Origin of the sequence: Pseudomonas sp. OV546 (assembly GCF_900116845.1) — a bacterium.
GTDB lineage: Bacteria > Pseudomonadota > Gammaproteobacteria > Pseudomonadales > Pseudomonadaceae > Aquipseudomonas > Aquipseudomonas petroselini.
This window is the reverse complement of record NZ_FPCE01000005.1, coordinates 163,778-183,801: the sequence shown is the minus strand read 5'-3', so window position 1 is coordinate 183,801 and position 20,024 is coordinate 163,778. Positions and strand designations below refer to the sequence as shown.

At 59.4% G+C, this 20,024-nt stretch carries 17 protein-coding genes and 1 pseudogene; 7 read left to right on the top strand and 11 right to left on the bottom strand.

The window, feature by feature from the left end; all coding sequences use genetic code 11:
* Positions 1-48: 48 nt before the first annotated feature.
* Positions 49-1,500: a pyruvate kinase gene (gene pyk, locus BM403_RS13565; RefSeq protein WP_015885642.1), complete on the bottom strand. Its 1,452-nt coding sequence runs from the start codon at positions 1,498-1,500 to the stop codon at positions 49-51.
* A gap of 173 nt (positions 1,501-1,673) precedes the next feature.
* Here pyk and BM403_RS13560 point away from each other — a divergent pair, with 173 nt between their 5' ends.
* Both BM403_RS13560 and BM403_RS13555 read left to right on the top strand, forming a co-directional pair.
* The gene (locus BM403_RS13560; protein WP_015885641.1) at positions 1,674-2,048 is read left to right on the top strand and encodes a tol-pal system YbgF family protein; all 375 of its coding nucleotides are present in this window, start codon (positions 1,674-1,676) and stop codon (positions 2,046-2,048) included.
* 225 nt (positions 2,049-2,273) lie between these two features.
* Complete coding sequence (locus tag BM403_RS13555; protein ID WP_015885640.1) at positions 2,274-2,633, top strand: PilZ domain-containing protein; 360 nt, start codon at positions 2,274-2,276, stop codon at positions 2,631-2,633.
* 77 nt (positions 2,634-2,710) lie between these two features.
* On the opposite strand, the gene BM403_RS13550 is transcribed toward BM403_RS13555, so the two are convergent.
* From BM403_RS13550 to BM403_RS13525, 6 genes are read right to left on the bottom strand one after another with little or no spacing between them, the layout of a single operon-like run.
* Positions 2,711-4,042, bottom strand: a complete 1,332-nt coding sequence (locus BM403_RS13550) for a DUF58 domain-containing protein (RefSeq protein WP_093543208.1) — start codon at positions 4,040-4,042, stop codon at positions 2,711-2,713.
* A 7-nt stretch (positions 4,043-4,049) separates the two neighbouring features.
* Positions 4,050-5,045 (bottom strand): AAA family ATPase, encoded by a 996-nt coding sequence (locus tag BM403_RS13545; protein WP_093543205.1) that lies wholly within the window; start codon positions 5,043-5,045, stop codon positions 4,050-4,052.
* A complete protein-coding gene (locus BM403_RS13540) occupies positions 5,042-6,211 on the bottom strand; it encodes a DUF4350 domain-containing protein (RefSeq protein WP_046035278.1) in 1,170 nt (389 codons plus the stop codon). Before BM403_RS13540 ends, BM403_RS13545 begins: the two co-directional genes overlap by 4 nt.
* Complete coding sequence (locus tag BM403_RS13535) at positions 6,208-7,737, bottom strand: DUF4129 domain-containing protein (protein ID WP_093543430.1); 1,530 nt, start codon at positions 7,735-7,737, stop codon at positions 6,208-6,210. Before BM403_RS13535 ends, BM403_RS13540 begins: the two co-directional genes overlap by 4 nt.
* Complete coding sequence (locus BM403_RS13530) at positions 7,724-8,704, bottom strand: stage II sporulation protein M (RefSeq protein WP_015885635.1); 981 nt, start codon at positions 8,702-8,704, stop codon at positions 7,724-7,726. Before BM403_RS13530 ends, BM403_RS13535 begins: the two co-directional genes overlap by 14 nt.
* A complete protein-coding gene (locus BM403_RS13525) occupies positions 8,701-9,393 on the bottom strand; it encodes an RDD family protein (RefSeq protein ID WP_043205827.1) in 693 nt (230 codons plus the stop codon). Before BM403_RS13525 ends, BM403_RS13530 begins: the two co-directional genes overlap by 4 nt.
* Positions 9,394-9,560: 167 nt before the next feature.
* Here BM403_RS13525 and sbcB point away from each other — a divergent pair, with 167 nt between their 5' ends.
* Positions 9,561-10,988, top strand: coding sequence for an exodeoxyribonuclease I (gene sbcB, locus BM403_RS13520; protein ID WP_093543203.1), 1,428 nt, complete (start codon positions 9,561-9,563; stop codon positions 10,986-10,988).
* Between the two features lie 91 nt (positions 10,989-11,079).
* Here the strand turns inward: sbcB and mvaT are convergent, their stop codons facing one another.
* Complete coding sequence (gene mvaT, locus BM403_RS13515; RefSeq protein ID WP_005790963.1) at positions 11,080-11,454, bottom strand: histone-like nucleoid-structuring protein MvaT; 375 nt, start codon at positions 11,452-11,454, stop codon at positions 11,080-11,082.
* Between the two features lie 350 nt (positions 11,455-11,804).
* Between mvaT and purU the strand changes: the two genes are divergently transcribed.
* Together purU and BM403_RS31885 are read left to right on the top strand one after the other, a co-directional pair.
* The gene (gene purU / locus BM403_RS13510) at positions 11,805-12,653 is read left to right on the top strand and encodes a formyltetrahydrofolate deformylase (protein WP_015885632.1); all 849 of its coding nucleotides are present in this window, start codon (positions 11,805-11,807) and stop codon (positions 12,651-12,653) included.
* 86 nt (positions 12,654-12,739) lie between these two features.
* Positions 12,740-12,910 (top strand): hypothetical protein, encoded by a 171-nt coding sequence (locus tag BM403_RS31885; protein ID WP_015885631.1) that lies wholly within the window; start codon positions 12,740-12,742, stop codon positions 12,908-12,910.
* 13 nt (positions 12,911-12,923) lie between these two features.
* Here BM403_RS31885 and BM403_RS32520 read toward each other — a convergent pair whose 3' ends face one another.
* Together BM403_RS32520 and BM403_RS32515 are read right to left on the bottom strand one after the other, a co-directional pair.
* Positions 12,924-13,688, bottom strand: coding sequence for a methyl-accepting chemotaxis protein (locus BM403_RS32520; protein ID WP_370636119.1), 765 nt, complete (start codon positions 13,686-13,688; stop codon positions 12,924-12,926).
* A gap of 93 nt (positions 13,689-13,781) precedes the next feature.
* A pseudogene (locus tag BM403_RS32515) lies at positions 13,782-14,813 on the bottom strand (cache domain-containing protein); the annotation flags it as partial.
* 204 nt (positions 14,814-15,017) lie between these two features.
* Between BM403_RS32515 and BM403_RS13500 the strand changes: the two are divergent.
* Positions 15,018-16,496, top strand: coding sequence for a helicase HerA-like domain-containing protein (locus tag BM403_RS13500; protein WP_093543428.1), 1,479 nt, complete (start codon positions 15,018-15,020; stop codon positions 16,494-16,496).
* A gap of 4 nt (positions 16,497-16,500) precedes the next feature.
* On the opposite strand, the gene BM403_RS13495 is transcribed toward BM403_RS13500, so the two are convergent.
* Positions 16,501-16,956, bottom strand: a complete 456-nt coding sequence (locus BM403_RS13495; RefSeq protein WP_015885628.1) for a DUF721 domain-containing protein — start codon at positions 16,954-16,956, stop codon at positions 16,501-16,503.
* Between the two features lie 305 nt (positions 16,957-17,261).
* Between BM403_RS13495 and secA the strand changes: the two genes are divergently transcribed.
* The gene (gene secA, locus BM403_RS13490; protein ID WP_043205822.1) at positions 17,262-19,997 is read left to right on the top strand and encodes a preprotein translocase subunit SecA; all 2,736 of its coding nucleotides are present in this window, start codon (positions 17,262-17,264) and stop codon (positions 19,995-19,997) included.
* The last annotated feature ends 27 nt before the right edge of the window (positions 19,998-20,024 follow it).

The following is a 20,024-nucleotide window of genomic DNA, read 5'->3' as shown; positions in this document are numbered from 1 at the left end:
AAAAAGCCCCGCCATTCACAGGGCGGGGCTTTTTTTTCAGCGTGTCAGTCAGACCATTGGGTCGCCAACGTGCAGAATCTTCATGCCGTTGGTACCGCCGATGGTGTGGTAGCTGTCGCCCTTGGTCAGGATGACCCAGTCGCCTTTCTCTACAACACCACGCTTGATCAGCTCATCAATGGCAGCCTGGCTGACTTCGTGCGGCGGCAACGAGGCCGGGTCGAACGGGACGGTGTACACGCCACGGAACATGGCCGCGCGGGCCTGGGTTTCGCGGTGTGGGGAGAACGCGTAGATCGGCACCGACGAACGGATGCGCGACATGATCAATGGCGTGTAGCCACTTTCGGTCAACGCAATGATCGCCTTCACACCTGGGAAGTGGTTGGCGGTGTACATGGCCGCCAGGGCGATACTCTGGTCGCAGCTTTCGAACTCTTTGCCGATACGGTGGCTGGAGGTCTTGCTGGTCGGGTGCTTTTCAGCGCCGATGCAGATACGCGCCATGGCTTGCACGGCTTCCAGCGGATACGGGCCGGCGGCACTTTCAGCCGAGAGCATCACGGCGTCGGTGTAGTCGAGCACGGCGTTGGCCACGTCGGACACTTCGGCACGGGTCGGCATCGGGTTCTGGATCATCGACTCCATCATCTGGGTCGCCACGATCACCGCTTTGTTGTGGCGGCGTGCGTGCAGGATGATCTTCTTCTGGATACCGATCAGCTCGGCATCACCGATTTCCACGCCGAGGTCGCCACGGGCAACCATCACCGCGTCGGAAGCCTTGATCAGGCCGTCGAGGGTTTCGTCGTCGGCCACGGCTTCGGCGCGTTCGATCTTCGCGACCAGCCAGGCGGTGCCGCCGGCTTCGTCGCGCAGTTTACGGGCGTATTCCATGTCGGCGGCGTCGCGCGGGAAGGACACGGCGAGGTAGTCCACTTCCATTTCGGCGGCGAGCTTGATGTCAGCCTTGTCTTTTTCCGTCAATGCCGGGGCCGTCAGGCCGCCGCCACGGCGGTTGATGCCTTTGTGGTCGGACAGTGGGCCGCCGATGGTCACGGTGCAGATCAGCTCGGTGCCGGTGGCGGTGTCGACGCGCATGACCACGCGGCCATCGTCCAGCAGCAACTCGTCACCGACGCCGCAGTCCTTGACCAGGTCCGGGTAGTCGATACCCACGACGTGCTGGTTGCCCTCGGTCAGCGGGTGGCTGGTGGAAAAGGTGAAGGTGTCACCGATTTTCAGCTCGATCCGCTTGTTGGCGAATTTGGCGATACGGATCTTCGGGCCTTGCAGGTCACCCAGCAGGGCCACGAAGCGGCCGTGCTTGGCAGCCAGTTCACGCACCAGCTTGGCGCGAGCCTTGTGCTCGTCCGGGGTGCCGTGGGAGAAGTTCAGACGGGCAACGTCCAAACCAGCCAGAATCAGCTGTTCGAGGACTTCCGGCGAGTTGCTGGCCGGGCCAAGGGTGGCGACGATTTTGGTACGACGGACGGACATGCACAGACTCCTGAGTTCAAGCGCTGAGGAAGGCTACTATGCTCTTTCGTTGTAGTCATTGTTCGTTTGCACTACTTATCGATGATTGACTTGTTTTCGCTGCGGTGTAATACGAACATCCTTGAAGATTTTCGACGAGGGGTCGATACACTGCACAAGACAGGAGAACCCTCATGCGAATTTTGCTCATTGCTGCCCTGGCCGTCAGTGTTGTCGGCTGCACCCGTTGGTCGATGGACCACCATTTGAACAACGCCTACCGCGCCTACAAGGTCGGTGATTGTGAGCGTGTCACCCTGGAATTGTCCCAGGTCGACCGCGAAAGTCGCACCCGACGTTATGTGCAGCCAGAGGTTTCGATGTTGCGCGGGCAATGCCTGGAGCGGCAAAAGCTGTTCGTCGATGCGGTGCAGACCTACCAATTCATCATCAATCAGTACCCCTCGAGTGAGTACGCCTATCGTGCGCGTGCGCGGCTCGACACCCTGCAACAACTGGGGCATTACCCTGGCGCAAGCGTCGCTCGGCCGCGTCCAGCTTCGTTATGATGATATTCGTCATTTCATAACTGGCCCGTTGCCAGTCTTGGGCTATCCTTTAGATGTTCGTTTGTACAAGTTTCAAGCGCAAACGGATGTGGGGCCCGGACTCGGCGGCTGTTTAGCGGCAAAATATTGCCTGTTATCACACCGAGATCCAGGGAGAGCGGGCTTTTAGCCTGTTCCGAATCACTGGCACGGCCGCAGTCATGGCCATTGGATGGCGATCTCACCATGTTTACCGACCGACGGATCGAGCGGCATCAGCTACCTTATTTTCTGCAAGTGTTTAACCGCCTCACCGATAAGCCCATCGGTTTTCTAGGCAATGTCTCGGAAGACGGACTGATGTTAATCAGCCAATTGCCCATGATGGTCGACGTGGATTTCGAGCTGCGCTTGAAAATTCCCGGTGCTGACGGCACCTTCCATCCGATTGATCTCACGGCGACCTGTTTGTGGAGCCACGAAGATATCAACCCGCAGCATTATGATTCCGGGTTCAGCGTGCTCAAGGCCTCCGAGGAATATGGGCAGTTGATCAGCGTCTTATTGCACTATTTCAGTTTTGATCCCTTACAGGCGTCGGCCTGAATCACAGTGCCTGGTCGACCCGTTCCGGGGTAGTGCAGCCCCTGTTGTGGCCGTGCGCTGTTTAAAGGGGGCTTTTGTCAGAAAGCCCCGGCTTTCTTCCAGCCCAGGTAACGTGTCACCAGGGCCGGTCCCAGTTCAGACGGCAAGGTGTCCAATACGGATAACCCTTGGGCGCCGAGGCGGTCGTGCAGCTCATCGCGGGTATTCAGGTAGTCGAGGGTGCCGCTGTAGGCCAAGGCTTCGGACAAGGTTTGCACGGGAGCCTGGCGCAATTGATCGAGCACTTCCTCGCGTAAACTGGCCACCATCACCCTATGCTGTCGGCTGATGCGCTTGACGGCCGTCAGCAGCGCCTCATCGTCCTCATCCCGCAGGTTAGTCACCACGACCACCAATGCACGGCGCTTTTGCCGAGCCAGCAGTTGGCTGGCCGCAGCCTGATAATCGGCAGTCCGTCGAGTGGTGTCCAGGTCGTATACCGCGTTGAGCAACAGGTTCAACTGGCTACTGCCCTTCACTGGCGCGAGGTAGCGCGGCTGGTCACTGGCAAAGGTGCACAGCCCTACCGCATCACCCTCACGCAAGGCGACGTAACTGAGCAACAGGCAGGCATTGAGGGCATGGTCAAAATGCGACAGCTCGTCATCCTGGCTGCGCATGCGTCGGCCGCAATCAAGCATGAACACGATCTGTTGGTCGCGTTCATCCTGGTATTCACGGGCGATTGGGGTGCGCTGCCGCGCGGTGGCCTTCCAGTCGATTTGCCGCAGGCTGTCGCCGTCGCGAAACTCGCGCAACTGATGAAACTCCAGCCCCAACCCTCGGCGTTGACGTTGACGCACACCCAGTTGGCTCAGCCAGTTGTCCACGCCCAGCAGCTGTGCGCCGTAGAGTCGGGCGAAATCCGGGTAGACGCGGGTGGCATCGCTGACCTCGATAAAGCGCCGCGCTGACCACAGGCCCATTGGGCTGGGCAGCAGAATTTCACAGCGGCTGAAACTGAAGTGTCCCCGCCGCAGTGGGCGCAGACGATAACCCAGCTCACTGCGTTCACCGGGGCGCAGGTTTATGGACTGGGGCATGTTTTCCACGGTCAACCCGTCGGGGACGTGATCGAATACCTGCACTGTCAGCGGCTGTGGGAAGTCATGCTCCAAGGCCAGGCGTACCTCACCCCACCGTCCAAGTGCCAGGCTTGCGGGCATCTGTCGGTGTACGCGGGGAGACGGGCGGCGACGCAGGCGCATCGCATCCAGCATGGCCAGCAGCAACAGCGCCAGGAGCAATCCCCACGTCACGGAGTGCAAGGTGTCGGGCACTTTGAACTGCAATGCTGCTGCAGTGCCCAGCAGGATGCCCAGGCCCAGCAATACGCCGAGCCAGTTCAACAGCAGACGGGTCGGTTTCATGGGCGAGTCATTGCCGGGGAGCCGGGATCTGATCGAGCAGTTGCTTGAGCACCTGGTCGACCTCAAGCCCATCTATATCCAGCTCGGGCGCGATACGCACCCGATGGCGCAGTACTGCCAGGGCACATCCCTTGATATCGTCCGGGGTGACGAATTCACCACCGCGCAACAACGCGCGGGCGCGGGCGCCGCGTACCAGGTCGATCGAGGCGCGAGGCCCGGCGCCGATCGCCAGCCCTGGCCAGCTACGGGTGGCGCGTGCCAGGCGTACGGCATAATCGAGAACGTGTTCGTCCAGGGCCAGGTCACTGGCAATCTGCTGCAACTGCAGCACGTCCCCGGCCTGCAATACCGTGCGCAATGGGTGTACGTCCAGCATGTCGGCCCGCGACGAGCGCGTGACTTCGCGCACCATGTCCAATTCCTGCTGTGCGTCGGGGTAATCCATGCGCACCTTGAGCATGAAACGGTCCAGTTCCGCTTCCGGCAGGGGGTAGGTGCCTTCCTGTTCGATGGGGTTCTGGGTCGCCAGCACCATGAACGGTTGGCCGATGGGCAGCGGCTCGCCTTCGAGGGTGACCTGCCGCTCCTGCATGGCCTCGAGCAAGGCTGCCTGGGTCTTCGCCGGCGCGCGGTTGATTTCGTCGGCCAGCAACAAGTGGGTGAACACCGGTCCCTTGCGTAGCTTGAACTGTTCGGTGTGAAGGTCGTACACGGCGTGGCCGGTGACATCGCTGGGCATCAGGTCCGGGGTGAACTGGATACGCGCGAAATCGCCATCAAAGCAGCGCGCCAGGGCGCGTACCAGCAAGGTTTTGCCCAGCCCTGGCACACCTTCCAGCAGCACATGGCCGCCGGCGATCAGTGCGGTCAAGACATCGTCGATCACCGCGTCCTGGCCAATCACCGCCTTGCGTAGCTCAGTGCGCAGGGCCTGGGCTTGTCCGCTGGCGCGTTGCAAGGTTTCGCGGGTCAAGGCGGTGGCGCTTGGAAATTCGCTCATAGGGCATTCCTGAGGGTTTGCAGGCATGCCACCTGCCGGCTGAAATCGGCGCTGGAGAGCCGTTTTGCCGGGAGTGGGCCAAGGGCCTGGCTGATCACGTGAGAAGGTTGACGCGTCAGGTGTTCAAGCACCCGCCACTGTTCTGCGTTGTCGAGGTGTTCAAAACCTGGGTGGCGGCGCCGTGCGGTGCGCAAGATATCGCGCTGTAGGGCATGCAGCAGCGTGCCATGGCCGCTACGGCGCAACAGGAAGTCGGCGCTGGCTTTCAGGTGTTCCTGCAATTGGCGACGGGCGTTGGAGGCGGGTGGCCGGATCGGGCCATGACGCATACCGGCCCGCCAAAGTGCCAAGGCGACCAAGGCAATGAGTGCCACCAGGGCTTGGGGGAAATACCGTAGCAATAAGGTGAACAGGTCGTCGAAGTCACTGTTGAACAGCAAGGTCACGGCGGTGCCCTGGTTCAGGTACCACAGCAGCCAGGCATTATCGTGCTTGCCTATGTCCGGGGTTTTCCACAGGTCGCTGTCGGTGATTACCGTGACGCTGCCTTCCCCGAGCTGGAGTTGCATCAGGTGAGTCGACTTTGCGCTATTGGCGGAAAATTGCGCCAGATGCTTGGGGTCGGTGAGGTTGAAGTCCGTGTCGAAACTGAAATACGCCGGTGCGGTTTCATTGTCGACATAGAGCTTGGTCAGGTCCGGGGCTTTCTTTTTAGGCGGCTTTTCACGGGTGGGGGCGAGCTCGTCAGGCTCGTCACTCAAGGTCTGGTGGATAGGCAGACGATCGAGCAGCAGGTCGCCGCTTTTGCCGGTCTCTTCATCCCAGAGTGCCTCGGCCACCAGTAGCAGGTGGCCGCCGGATTTTGCCCATCCCAGCAGTTGCTCCACTTGGCGTGGCGACATGTTACTGCGTTCGCCGAGCAGTAATAGGCTGTTGCCCTTGGCCGGCAGGGTCGTCAGCCGTTCCAGGCTATTGGCCTGTTCAACTGTCAGGCCTTGTTGGCGCAGAAAGTGTTCGGCCGCCAGGTAGGGGTTGGCCAAGGCTTCCGGGGAAGGGCCGCGGTCCACGACTTCATCGTAGGGAATCGCCTTGCTCCAGGCGTAGTAACCACCCGCTCCAAGCAGGCACGCCAGCAATAGCCCAACCCACAGTAATGGTCGGTTCATGGCTGGATCCCTGAGCTGAACAGGGTGCGCCAGTCACTGCACAGTTTTTGCTGGACGGTGAGGGGGGGAAGGCGATGGCCATAGGCGAGATTTTGCCAGTGCCGAGTCAGCTCATCGCTGAAAGCCAGCAATTGCGGCTGCTGCAATTGGTTTACACGTGCCAGGACCTGACCTTCAGTGTCAGCGCTTTTCAGCGGCAGGCTGAAGTCATGCAGCAGTCGGCTGAGAAGGCCCCGATACAGCAGGCCGAGGGCTTCCCTGGGTTGGGTGGCCCACAGCTGTTCCGCAGCGCTGGCGACATCGTCGGGCAAGGTCTCGGCGCCCAGTTCAAGGCCGAACAGTTGCGTAGGTAGGGGGGCGACGGTTTTCGGTTTGCGAGGCCCCCGCCGAGTGACGAAGGTGCGCAACCATTCGCGATACCGCCACGCGAGCAAGATCAGGCTACCGATCAGAAGCCCCCACAACAGGACTTCCAAACCTTGGGCGATGTGTTTGAAGGTATTGCTGTTGAGGTTGTCCAGCAGCGCCTTCAGCCAGGCCGGAAGTCTGCCATCACTGTGAGCCTTGTTTTTAGTGGCGGGTTGTTCTTCGCCGAAGCGATAGCGGGTGACGGTTTCCGGGTTTTTGAAGGGCGGCTTGTCCAGTATCACCTTTACGGACTGGCTCGCACTCTGGGTGCCCAGCGGCTTGGGAGGACTGGAAGGATCGGCCAGGACGGGCGGACTGAATGGCAGCAACGTTAACCCGATCATCAGTAATAGCAACGGCACCACACTGCTCAGGCGTTGACGAAGACGTCGGAAGACCAACTCCAAGTCCCAGGCTTCCAGTGCGGTGCGGCGGTTAAGATAGAGGCTGAAACCGCAGGCGACGTAGATCGGCTCCCAAAACACCAGGATCAAGGCATAGAAGGCGTTGCCCAGGTGTTCCAACCAAAGCCCTTCCGCGCTGGTCGCCAGTGCCAGGCGTTGCCAGTCCCAATCCGTCTCGATGTTTTGGGGAATAAAGAAATAGAACAGCGCCATGCAACCAAACCACAGGCCGATTTCCAGGTGCACCCCGACGGTGGTCAGCCAACGTGCGGCGCCAGCGTTGCGTTGCTGCAGTACGCCCAGGCGTTTTTGGCGTGCTGGGCCATCCAGGCCTTCGAGTTGGCTCACAGGCATTAAAAAGCTTCGGCTCAGGCTGAGCCGTCGCCAGGTCAGGCTGGCCAGCAGCTGGCTTTTGAGCAGGCTTGGCCACTGGCGCACCGCCTGCTTGAGGCTGGGCGTTTCGCCAAACAAGGCCTTGGACAGGATGTACAGCGGCAAGCGGTCAAAGGCGGGCTTGAGCCACCAGAACAGGAATATCGCCGTAGACGGGTACTGCCACAGCAGGGCAGTGAGTAAGGCAAACACTGGCAGGGTGATCAACGCCCAACTGCTCATCAATAGCAGGCGGTGTTCCCGTGCCATTAGTACGCCAAGGTCCATGGCCTCCCAGGCAGTACGGGGGCGGATTACCACGCTGGCATCACTCAGGCGCATGGTGGGTCCTTCCGGCAACGCTCAGGTAAACGATCACCAGCAGCCACAGGACAGCGCCCACCAGGTATTTGACCCAAGGGGTTATCGCAGTGGTGGATGACCAGTAGGCCTCGATGAAGGCAGCGATCAGTAGGAAGATCATGACGCCGCACAACATTTGCACGCTCTTGCGCGCCGCCAGCCGTAAGGATTCACCACGGGTCAACTGTCGCGGAGCGATCAGCGCCCAGCCCAACTGCAAACCGGCGGCACCGGCGAGGGCGATCGCGGTCAGTTCGAATGCGCCATGGCCGATGACGAATGACCAGAAGGTCTGGCCATAGCCGATTTCGGTCAGGTGCCCGGAGACTGCACCGATGACCAGACCGTTGAAAATCAGAAAGAACACGCTGCCCAGGCCGAACAATAAGCCGGCGGCAAATGTCTGGAACGCGATACCGATGTTGTGCATCACGTAGTAGCCGAACATCATCCAGTCTTCGCTCGATGCTCGCTCGGCGGCGCGGCCCAGTCGGCTGGCGTCGGGGTCATACATGCCCTGCATCTCGGCCACTTGCTGGGGGCTGACGATGCTGTAGATAAGGTCCGGAAACAGGTACACCAGCAGCGCGATACCGATCAGGCTGCCAAAGAACAGCAGGCTTGCTATCAGCACGAAACGCCACTGTTCCCGCACTAACCGAGGAAAATCGGCGAGTACGAACCCCAGTACATTGGCCGCCAATTGGCTGCGATGACGGTAAAGTTGTTGATGGCCGCGCAGGGCCAGTTGCTGCAGTGGGTCTACCAGGTAGCTGCTGTAGCCACGCTCCTGGGCCAGGGCCAGGTGCTGGCACAGGCGTCGGTACTGATGGGGGAAGTCAGCCACGTCGCCGGGCTTGGCCTTACCTTGCTCCAACTGTTTCAGGTGTTCGGCAAAGGCTTGCCATTGGGGCTGGTGGCGGCTTTCGAAAAGGCTCTGCTTCATGTTGGCCCCAACAGGCCACGGGCCACGCCGTTGAGTTGCTCTACAGCGCGAGCCGGGGATACCTGCAAAGGGGTGGCGAGAATCGAAGCCAGCTCGTGAACGCGCTCAGTGGACAGTTCAGTCTGGCGTTCCGCGAAGGCAAGGATGGCCCGTTGTTCGCTCAAGTCCAGGGCAAAGGGCAGGCGCAAGGCTGCAGCTTGAGGTATCTGGGGACGCTCCAACGGCTGCTCTCGGTAAATCACCAGTGTGCCGGCGGCCAGGTCGCCCAGTCGCTTGAAGTGAACATGCTGCAGGCAACTGATAGCGCCGAGGAAATAGCCGAATGGCAGCATGTCGACAAATCGCAGCAGGTTACGGATCAGTGACGCGGACCAGCTAATCGGGGTGCCGTCATCTTGTACGACACGTAACCCCATGACCTGTTTGCCGGGCGAGCATCCCTGGTTAAGCACCTCGAACAGCACCATGTACCACCAACTGATTAGGAACAACAGCAGCGAGCCCAGGCCGATACCGACGTTGCCCAGCAAGGCCAGCGGTACCAACAGAATACCCATGATGACTCCGCGCAAACCCAAGTCAAAGGCGAAGGCCAGCACGCGTGGCACCAGGCCGGCCGGGCGCAGTGGCAGGTCGATGCCCTCCGGGGTCTCGATCTGGTAGCGGGTGTCCAATGGGGCTGACGGCATCGCGATCCTTGGCAGTGCAGAGTGGCTGGAAGACACGGATGCTAGCAGTGTCGGCGATGGAAGCAACCATTCAAGGTTTTGCTGGATGTTTGTACAGTGCATTTGGTGCTGGTCGCGGGGGTTGCTCAACGCCTAGACTTTGACGATCTTCAGTACAGGAAAAGCCCGTGACCTCCATTTTCTGGTACGACTATGAAACCACCGGTATCAACCCGCGCAGCGACCGCCCACTTCAGGTAGCCGGCATTCGTACGGACCTCGAACTCAACGAGATCGGCGCGCCGGTCAATCTTTATTGCCAGCCCAGCGACGATATCCTGCCCCATCCTGTCGCCTGTGCGATTACCGGTATCACCCCCGCGATACTCGCGGAAAAAGGCCTGGCCGAGGCCGACTTCATGACGCGGGTGCACGCTGAACTGGCCGCCCCGGGGACCTGCGGCGCGGGTTACAACACCTTGCGGTTTGACGATGAAATGACGCGCTACAGCCTGTATCGCAATTTCTTTGATCCTTACGCACGGGAATGGCAGGGCGGTAACAGTCGCTGGGATTTGATCGATGTCGTCCGCACGGCCTACGCCCTGCGCCCCGAGGGGATTGAATGGCCACAGCAGGATGGGCGCGTCACGCTCAAGTTGGAACGCCTGACCGAAGCCAACGGTATCGACCATGGTCAGGCGCACGATGCGTTGTCCGACGTGCGCGCCACGATTGCCCTGGCTCGACGGATTCGTGAGAAACAACCCAAGCTGTATGAATGGTTATTTCAGCTGCGCAGCAAGCAACGGGTGATGGACCAGGTGCGCTTGCTGCAACCGATGGTGCACATCTCCGGGCGTTTTTCCGCCGAGCGTCATTACCTGGGGGTTGTGCTGCCGCTGGCATGGCACCCGCGCAATCGCAATGCCTTGATCGTCTGCGACCTTGGGCTCGACCCGCAAGGGTTGCTGGACCTTGATGCCGACACGCTGCGCCAACGTCTTTATACCCGCCGTGAAGCGCTGGCGGAGGGCGAACTGCCGGTACCGCTCAAACTGGTGCATATCAATCGCTGCCCGGTGGTTGCTCCCTTGAATGTGCTACGGGCAGAAGATCGTGAACGCCTGCACTTGGACATGAATATTTATCAGGAGCGAGCGCTGCGGCTAAGTGACGCACAGGAAGTTTGGCGCGATAAGTTAGCGGCCATTTACGCCGAAGAGGATTTCGCAGCGAGTGCCGACCCGGAACAACAGCTTTACGACGGTTTTATCGGGGACCGGGATCGGCGTTTATGTGAGCAAGTCCGCACGGCCGAGCCTGCGCAATTAGCACGCCAGCAGTGGCCATTTGATGATCACCGTTTGCCTGAATTATTATTTCGCTACCGTGCACGTAACTTCCCCGATACCTTGAACAGTGAGGAGCAACAACGCTGGAAACTTTTTTGTCAGCAACGTTTGTCCAGCCCGGAATGGGGCGCACCGAATACCCTTGACGCATTTAATCAGGCTCGGCAGGAGTTTGCCGTTAGTGCGACGTCGTTTCAGCATGGGGTGCTGGAGCAATGGCAGGAATATGCGGACACTCTGGCCGCGAGGATGAATCTGTAATCGCGGCTCACAGAATAGACAGGTAATAAAAAACGCCAGCAGGCTGGCGTTTTTTTAATGTGTCGCGTATCAGGCGCGAGCCTGGCGAGGCTTAGCCCAGCAGGGTAGCCCAACCCTCAACCACGTCACCGCCCCACTTGGCTTTCCACTCTTTCAGCGTTTTGTGGTTGCCACCTTTGGTTTCAATCACTTCGCCGTTGTGTGGGTTCTTGTATTGTTTGACCTTGCGAGCACGCTTGGTGCCGGTAGTTTTCACAGCGCCGCGCGGTGCTTTAACTTTCGACTCTGGATCCAGCAGCGCGATGATGTCACGCAGGGATTTGGAGTATTCACCCATCAGGGTGCGCAGTTTGCCTTCGAATTCCAGCTCGGTTTGCAGTTTGTCGTCTTGGGACAGGTTCTTCAAACGGGCTTGCAGCTCTTTGATAGCTTCTTCGGTGGCACGGTATTCGTTGATCAGAGACATGTGGACTACCTTATGTAGAGCGCTGATTGACAGGGATAGTGGCTCAATAATAGTCAGGCGGTATGCCCAAGTAAACATTTAAGGTCGCATTTCTGTGAATTACTTTAAATGTTTGTAGCAATGCTATGCATTCGAGTTAATTACAAGGGCGTAGACCTAAAGACAATTCTCCTGAAATGCGCGGAACAACCGTAGGGTGGCAAAATAGATTCATATAAAGGTGGTAAAGCCTTAGCGTCTTAAGGGTCAAGGCGTGGGCCGGTGATCAGAATAAGCGTTAACGGATACTGCAGTTTTCCTGCGCAATCGCTAGAATGGCGGCCTTTGCGAAGTTCTGGAGTTTCCCCCTAATGCGCACTTTTCGGCTGGTGATTGCTTGCCCGGACCGGGTCGGCATCGTTGCCAAAGTCAGTAACTTTCTGGCGTCCCACAACGGTTGGATCACCGAGGCGAGTCATCACTCGGACAATCTCAGTGGTTGGTTCTTCATGCGTCATGAGATCCGTGCCGATACGCTGCCCTTCGGCCTTGAGGCCTTCCGCGAGGCATTTGCGCCGATCGCCGAAGAGTTTTCGATGACCTGGCACATCACCGACACCGAGCAGAAAAAACGCGTGGTGTTGATGGCCAGTCGCGAATCCCACTGCCTGGCTGACTTGCTGCACCGCTGGCACAGTGATGAACTGGACTGCGAGATCGCTTGCGTGATTTCCAACCACGACGACCTGCGCAGCATGGTTGAGTGGCATGGCATCCCGTATTACCACGTGCCGGTCAACCCGCAGGACAAGGAGCCGGCCTTCGCCGAAGTCTCCCGCTTGGTCAAGCAGCACGAAGCCGATGTCGTGGTGCTTGCGCGCTACATGCAAATCCTGCCGCCGGAGCTGTGCCGCGAATACGCCGGCAAGGTGATCAACATTCACCACAGCTTCCTGCCGTCGTTCGTGGGCGCCAAGCCTTACCATCAGGCTTCCCTGCGTGGCGTGAAGCTGATCGGCGCGACGTGCCACTACGTCACCGAGGAGCTGGACGCCGGCCCGATCATCGAGCAGGACGTGGTGCGTGTCAGCCACAGCGACAGCATTGAAGACATGGTGCGTTTCGGCCGTGACGTCGAGAAGATGGTGCTGGCCCGTGGCCTGCGTTACCACTTGGAAGACCGCGTGCTGGTGCACGGCAACAAGACGGTGGTGTTCTGACCAACCTGTTGTGATTGAAGAATGAAGGGCCTGGGCGTTAAATCGTCCCAGGCCCTTTTTCTTTGCGTGCCGTTGAGGAGTGAGCAATGAGTGATCCGCTGGACAAAGCCACATCAAAAGCCCCGGCGACGGTGGGCGAGGGGTGTTTGAGTCGATTTGATCCGGATGACCTGGACAGTGAGGACGGCACCGATTTTCCCGGTGCCGCCCAATTGTGGGAGCGGGAGCAGCGTAAACCCGAGCCCGAGGGCGAGTAACTGCCCGCCAGGATCAGATTCGGAAGCTACCGACCAATTGCTTCAATCGCGCGGCCTGTTGCTCGAGGTCGGCACAGGCGCGCAGCGTGGACTGCAGGTTTTCCACGCCTTCCTGATTAAGGGTGTTGATCTCGGTGATGTCCATGTTGATCGACTCCACCACCGAGGTTTGCTCTTCAGTGGCGGTGGCGACTGACTGGTTCATGCCATCGATCTCGCCGATGCGCTGGGTCACACTGTTCAGGCGTTCACCGGCCAGGTTGGCGATGTCCACACTGTCGAGGCTGTGACGCTGGCTTTCACTCATGGTGCTGACCGACTCCCGGGCACCGACTTGCAATTCCTCGATCATCTTTTGCACTTGTTGCGCTGATTCCTGAGTGCGATGCGCCAAGTTGCGCACTTCGTCCGCGACCACCGCAAACCCACGTCCGGCTTCGCCTGCGCGAGCCGCTTCAATGGCTGCGTTCAGCGCCAGCAGGTTGGTTTGTTGGGAAATACTGGTGATCACCTCAAGAATCTGTCCGATGTTCACGGTTTTGCTATTGAGTGCTTCGATGTTGCTGCTGGAAGCACTGATCATCGCTGACAGCTGGTTCATCGCCTGGATATTGCGCTCGACCACGTGCTGGCCGTCTTCAGCCAGATGCCGTGCATCGCTGGCTTGATGGGAGGCTTGCGCGGCATTGCGCGCGATTTCCTGGGCCGCAGCCCCCAATTCGTTGATGGCAGCGGCGACGCTGCTGGTGCGGTTGGCCTGCTCGTCGGAGTTGACCATCGACGAGTTGGAGGCACTGACCACGCGCAGTGCCACCTCATTGACCTGTTCAGTGGCCGAGGATACTTCGCGGATCGACGTATGAATCCGCTCCACGAAGCGGTTGAAGGCGTTACCCAGCGTGCCGAATTCATCGTGATTCTGGATCGTCAGGCGTCGGGTCAGATCGCCTTCGCCGTCGGCGATGTCCTGCATGGCGCGGGTCATCACATGCAGTGGTTGCAACAGGATGCGGATCAGCATGCCGAGCAGGGCGATGATGATCACCACGGCAATGAGCGTGGCGATGACCGCCGAAGTGCGGAATTCGCTGAGCATGGCGAAGGATTTGTCTTTATCCACCGCAATACCGAGGTACCAGTTCACGGAAGGCAGGCCCTTGATCGGTATAAAGGTCACGATAGTGTCCTTGCCGTTGGCCTCGACTTCGCTGAAGTCCGGGCTGATCTTCGGGGTGTTTTTTGGATACACGTCGGCCAGGGTCTTCATCACCAGGTTTTTGTCCGGGTGTACCAATACTTTGCCATCTGCACTGACCAGGAACGCATAGCCCATCCCGCCGAAATTCAGCGCGCCAATGTTATCCACCAGGGTTTGCAGGCTCAGGTCGCCACCGACCACGCCGATGCTCTGGGTACCTTGGGTGCTGGGAGTGGCAACGGAAATGATCAGTTTGCCGGTGGCGGCATCGATATAAGGTTCTGTCAGGGTTGAGCCGTTGCTGCTCTGGGCGCCCTTGTACCAGGGGCGGACGCGCGGGTCGAAGCCGTCTGGCATTTTGGTATCAGGGCGGATGGTAAAGGCGCCTTTGCTGTCGCCGACGTAGGTCGCCATGAAGGCAGAGGTCAGCGCTTTCTGTTCCAGCAGGCCGGCAACCACGGAAGGCTCGGGGTTGATGGCGATGTTTTGCGCGGCGTTTTCCACCAGGGCAATGCGCCCTGTCAGCCAGGTTTGAATGTTGCTGGCGGTGACATCACCCATTTCATGCAGGTAGTTGTTGAGGTCGTCGCGAATGGCATTGCGTTGCAGGTAGTCGTTATAGAGGGTAAACAGCGCGAATGCGGCGATGACGATAAGGGAGGCTGCAAGCAGGATTTTATGGCTGAAGCGCAGATTTTTATTCATGGCTTGTAGGGTCCGCTAAGGTCTTAATATCCGAAGCGCGTCCTTATGGGATGCGCAAAATGGCAGCGTCAAAAAAGGTGTGATACTTCTTGTGATAGTTCTGTGGGTCCCTGTAGGAACTACCTGACCTTTTTTTGGACTTTGTGGGTCTCACATAAGCCTGTATCGACCTGGCGACACTAAAGATTAACCATGGGTGACGAAATGCCTGACTCCACGCAACTCCTTATCGGCGCAGACCTTTCCGGCCAGCCCATCGCCCAGGCCATGCGCCTGGCCAACCGTCACGGGTTGATCGCCGGCGCCACCGGCACGGGCAAGACCGTCACGTTGCAACGCCTGGCAGAGGCCTTCAGTGATGCGGGCGTGGCGGTGTTTGCCGCGGACATCAAGGGTGACCTGTGCGGCCTGGGGGCTGCGGCGAATCCTCAAGGCAAGGTTGCCGAACGTATCGCCGGCATGCCATTCCTCAATTACACCGCCAAGGCTTATCCGGTCACGCTGTGGGATATTCACGGGCAATCCGGTCATCCACTGCGCACCACCATCAGCGAAATGGGCCCGTTGTTGCTCGGCAGCCTGCTGGAGCTCACCGACAGCCAGCAGTCGGCCCTTTATGCCGCGTTCAAGGTGGCGGATCGCGAAGGCCTGTTGCTGCTCGACCTCAAGGACCTCAAGGCACTGCTCAACCACTTGCGCTATCACCCGGAGTTGTTGGGGGAAGACGCGGCACTGATGACCACCGGTTCCAGCCAGGCACTGTTGCGCCGCCTGGCGGTGCTGGAACAGCAGGGCGCCGAAGCGTTGTTCGGCGAACCGGCCTTGCAGTTGGAAGATATCTTGCAGCCCACCGGTGACGGGCGCGGGCGCATTCATCTGTTGGACGCCAGCCGCCTGGTGCACGAGGCACCCAAGGTGTACGCGACGTTCCTGCTGTGGTTGTTGGCGGAGTTGTTCGAGCAACTGCCCGAGCGCGGTGACGCCGACAAACCGCTGCTGGCGCTGTTTTTCGATGAGGCGCATTTGCTGTTCGCCGACACGCCCAAGGCGTTGCAGGATCGTCTTGAACAGGTAGTGCGGCTGATTCGTTCCAAAGGCGTGGGTGTGTATTTTGTCACCCAATCGCCCGGCGACCTGCCGGACAGCGTACTGGCCCAGCTCGGCCTGCGTATCCAGCATGGCCTGCGGGCGTTCACCACCAAAGAGCAAAAATCCCTGCGCGCCGTGGCTGAGGGTTTTCGACCAAACCCGGCATTTGATGCGTTGTCGGTATTGACCGAATTGGGCACGGGTGAGGCCTTGGTGGGCACCTTGCAGGAAAAGGGCACGCCGGAAGTCGTGCAGCGTGTATTGGTCGCACCGCCGCAATCGCGGATCGGGCCGCTCAGCGGCGCCGAACGCGCCGCGTTGGTGGCCCGTTCACCGTTGCAAGGGCGTTATGACAAGCCGATCGATCGTGAATCTGCCTATGAAGTGCTGATGTCGCGCAAGGAACTGGGGCCGACCGAGGACGCCAAGTCGGCCAGCGACGAGCCGAGTTTCACCGACAAGGCGGGAGCGTTTCTGGGCACCACGGCCGGCAAGGCCCTGAAGTCAGCGATGCAACAAGCCGCCAACCAGATGGGGCGGCAACTGGTGCGGGGTTTGTTGGGGTCGCTGTTGGGCGGTAGCAAGCGCAAATAGCGCGTCAGGGCTTGGGTTTGGCGTGGGCGGCGAGCCTTTCAAGCGCCGCGCGCAAGCCTGGGTTGCTGATGCCCTCGGCCGTTGCCTGAATGGTTTCGGCCGCATTCGTCGATAGATCGTGAGTATGCTCAGCCACCGCCGGCAGCGTAGTGGGCGGTTGTACTTTGAACTGGACCCGGGTCAGGCCGGCAAATTCATCAAACGCCATCAATTGACGTTGCAGGCGTTTTTGCTGATAGCGCAAACGCGTTGCCCAGTGGCCATCTGTGACAATTAGCAGCAGGTTGCCTTCGCGCCAGGACGCTACGCGGCAATGTTCGCGCGCAGCCGGTTGCAGCTGGCTTTCGAGCAGGCGTTGCAGATGGCCCAAGCGTTGCGCATGGCCAAAGATGGCTTTCAACGGCTTGGCATCGCGAAGCAACACGGCAGGAGCGCGGGCTGTCAGGGGGCGAAATGCCATTATTGGACACCTAAAGTAACAGAGCGGCCATCTTAGCAGAAAGCACCTCTACGCCCCCAGGCCATGCCTTTCTGGGGTTTTGTTCGTGAAATCAATTGGTAACTTCTGCCCTCCATGGGTTGAAGTTCCAGCAAAAGCCCTTATTTTAAACAAGCCCTCTCACCGCCTCATGCCAGCATCAGGGAATAACGCCACTTTCCTCACCCACGATTCCGGGTAGAATGCGCGTTCGCATGCGGCCGTGAGGGCTGCTCGGGCCACTGACGGTGCGCCCTCCATCCCTATGTGTGGAAGAACCTGCCGATATGTTTGCGCCTTTGTTAAAGAAACTTTTTGGAAGCAAGAATGAGCGCGAAGTCAAACGCATGCTCAAGACGGTGCAGCTGGTCAATGCCTTCGAAGAGCAGATGGTTGCCCTTTCGGACGAGCAATTGCGCGCCAAGACCGAAGAGTTCAAGGCCCGCATAGCTAAAGGTGAGACCCTCGACAAGCTGCTTCCCGAAGCCTTTGCGGTCGCCCGTGAAGCGGGTAAGCGTGTCATGGGCATGCGCCACTTCGACGTCCAGTTGATCGGCGGCATGACCTTGCATGAAGGCATGATTGCCGAAATGCGTACCGGTGAAGGCAAGACCCTGGTAGCAACCTTGGGTGTTTACCTCAACGCACTGTCCGGCAAGGGCGTGCACGTTGTGACGGTGAACGACTACCTGGCTCGCCGGGATGCCAACTGGATGCGCCCGCTGTATGAATTCCTCGGCCTGACCGTCGGCGTGGTAACGCCGTTCCAGCCGCCGGAAGAGAAGCGCGCGGCCTACGCTGCCGACATCACCTACGGTACCAACAACGAATTCGGTTTCGACTACCTGCGCGACAACATGGCGTTCAGCATGGAAGAAAAATTCCAGCGCGAACTCAACTTTGCCGTGATCGACGAAGTCGACTCCATCCTCATCGACGAAGCCCGTACCCCGCTGATCATCTCCGGCCAGGCCGAAGACAGCTCGCGCCTGTACACCGAGATCAACAAGTTGATCCCGCGTCTTGAGCAGCACATCGAGGAAGTGGAAGGCGTGGTGACCAAAGAAGGTCACTTCACCATCGACGAGAAGACCCGCCAGGTCGAACTCAACGAAGCCGGTCACCAGTTCGTCGAAGACATGCTGACCCAGATCGGCCTGCTGGCTGAAGGCGAAAGCCTGTACTCGGCCCACAACCTCGGCCTGCTGACCCACGTGTATGCCGGCCTGCGTGCGCACAAGCTGTTCCATCGCAACGTCGAGTACATCGTGCAGGACGGGCAGGTGGTGCTGGTTGACGAACACACCGGCCGTACCATGCCGGGTCGTCGCTTGTCCGAAGGCCTGCACCAGGCCATCGAAGCCAAGGAAGTGCTCAACATCCAGGCTGAAAGCCAGACGTTGGCCTCCACCACCTTCCAGAACTACTTCCGTCTGTACAACAAACTGTCCGGCATGACCGGTACGGCCGACACCGAAGCGTTCGAATTCCACCAGATCTACGGTCTGTCGGTCGTGGTTATCCCACCGAACAAACCGCTGGCGCGTAAAGACTTCAACGACCTGGTGTTCCTGACCGCCGAAGAGAAATACGCGGCGATCATCAACGACATCAAGGACGGCATGGCCCAGGGGCGTCCGATCCTGGTAGGTACCGCCACTATCGAAACGTCCGAGCACGTGTCCAACCTGCTCAATAAGGAAGGCATCGAGCACAAGGTCCTCAACGCCAAGTTCCACGAAAAAGAAGCCGAAATCATCGCCCAGGCCGGTCGCCCAGGCGCACTGACCATCGCGACCAACATGGCCGGTCGTGGTACCGACATCCTGCTGGGCGGTAACTGGGAAGTGGAAGTGGCCTCCCTGGACAACCCGACGCCTGAGCAGATCGCCCAGATCAAGGCTGATTGGCAGAAACGCCACCAGGCCGTGCTGGAATCCGGTGGCCTGCAGGTGATCGCTTCCGAGCGTCACGAATCGCGCCGTATCGACAACCAGCTGCGGGGTCGTGCCGGTCGTCAGGGTGACGCCGGTTCCAGTCGCTTCTACCTGTCGCTGGAAGACAGCCTGATGCGCATCTTCGCCTCGGACCGCGTGAAGAACTTCATGAAGGCCCTGGGCATGCAGTCCGGTGAAGCGATCGAGCACCGCATGGTGACCAACGCCATCGAGAAGGCGCAGCGCAAGGTTGAAGGCCGCAACTTCGACATCCGTAAGCAACTGCTCGAGTTCGATGACGTCAACAACGAACAGCGTAAAGTGATCTATCACATGCGTAACACGTTGCTGGCCGCCGACAACATTGGCGAAACCATCGCCGATTTCCGTCAGGACGTGCTCAACGCCACCGTCAGCGCACACATTCCGCCACAGTCCCTGCCTGAGCAGTGGGATGTTGCCGGCCTGGAAGCCGCGTTGAAGAACGACTTCGGTGTCGAGTTGCCGGTTCAGCAGTGGCTGGACGAGGACGATCACCTCTACGAAGAGACCCTGCGCGAGAAGCTCATGACCGAGCTGCTGGCGGCGTACAACGAGAAAGAAGAGCAGGCGAGTGCCGAAGCACTGCGCACCTTCGAGAAGCAAATCGTACTGCGCGTGCTGGACGACCTGTGGAAAGACCACCTGTCGACCATGGATCACCTGCGTCACGGCATCCATCTGCGTGGCTATGCCCAGAAGAACCCGAAGCAGGAGTACAAGCGCGAGTCGTTCACGCTGTTCTCCGAACTGCTGGATTCGATCAAGCGCGATTCGATTCGCGTGCTGTCCCACGTTCAGGTGCGTCGCGAAGACCCGATCGAGGAAGAAGCCCGCCTGCGCCAGGAAGCCGAGGCACTGGCTGCGCGCATGCAGTTCCAGCACGATGAAGCACCGGGTCTGGACGCTCCTGAAGTATTGGGCGAAGAGATCGATGTGGCCTTGGCTCAAACCCCGGTTCGCAACGATCAGAAGCTGGGCCGTAACGAGCTGTGCTATTGCGGTTCGGGCAAGAAGTTCAAGCACTGCCACGGCCAGATCGAATAAGATTTCCGCCTGACGCTGTAACACCCC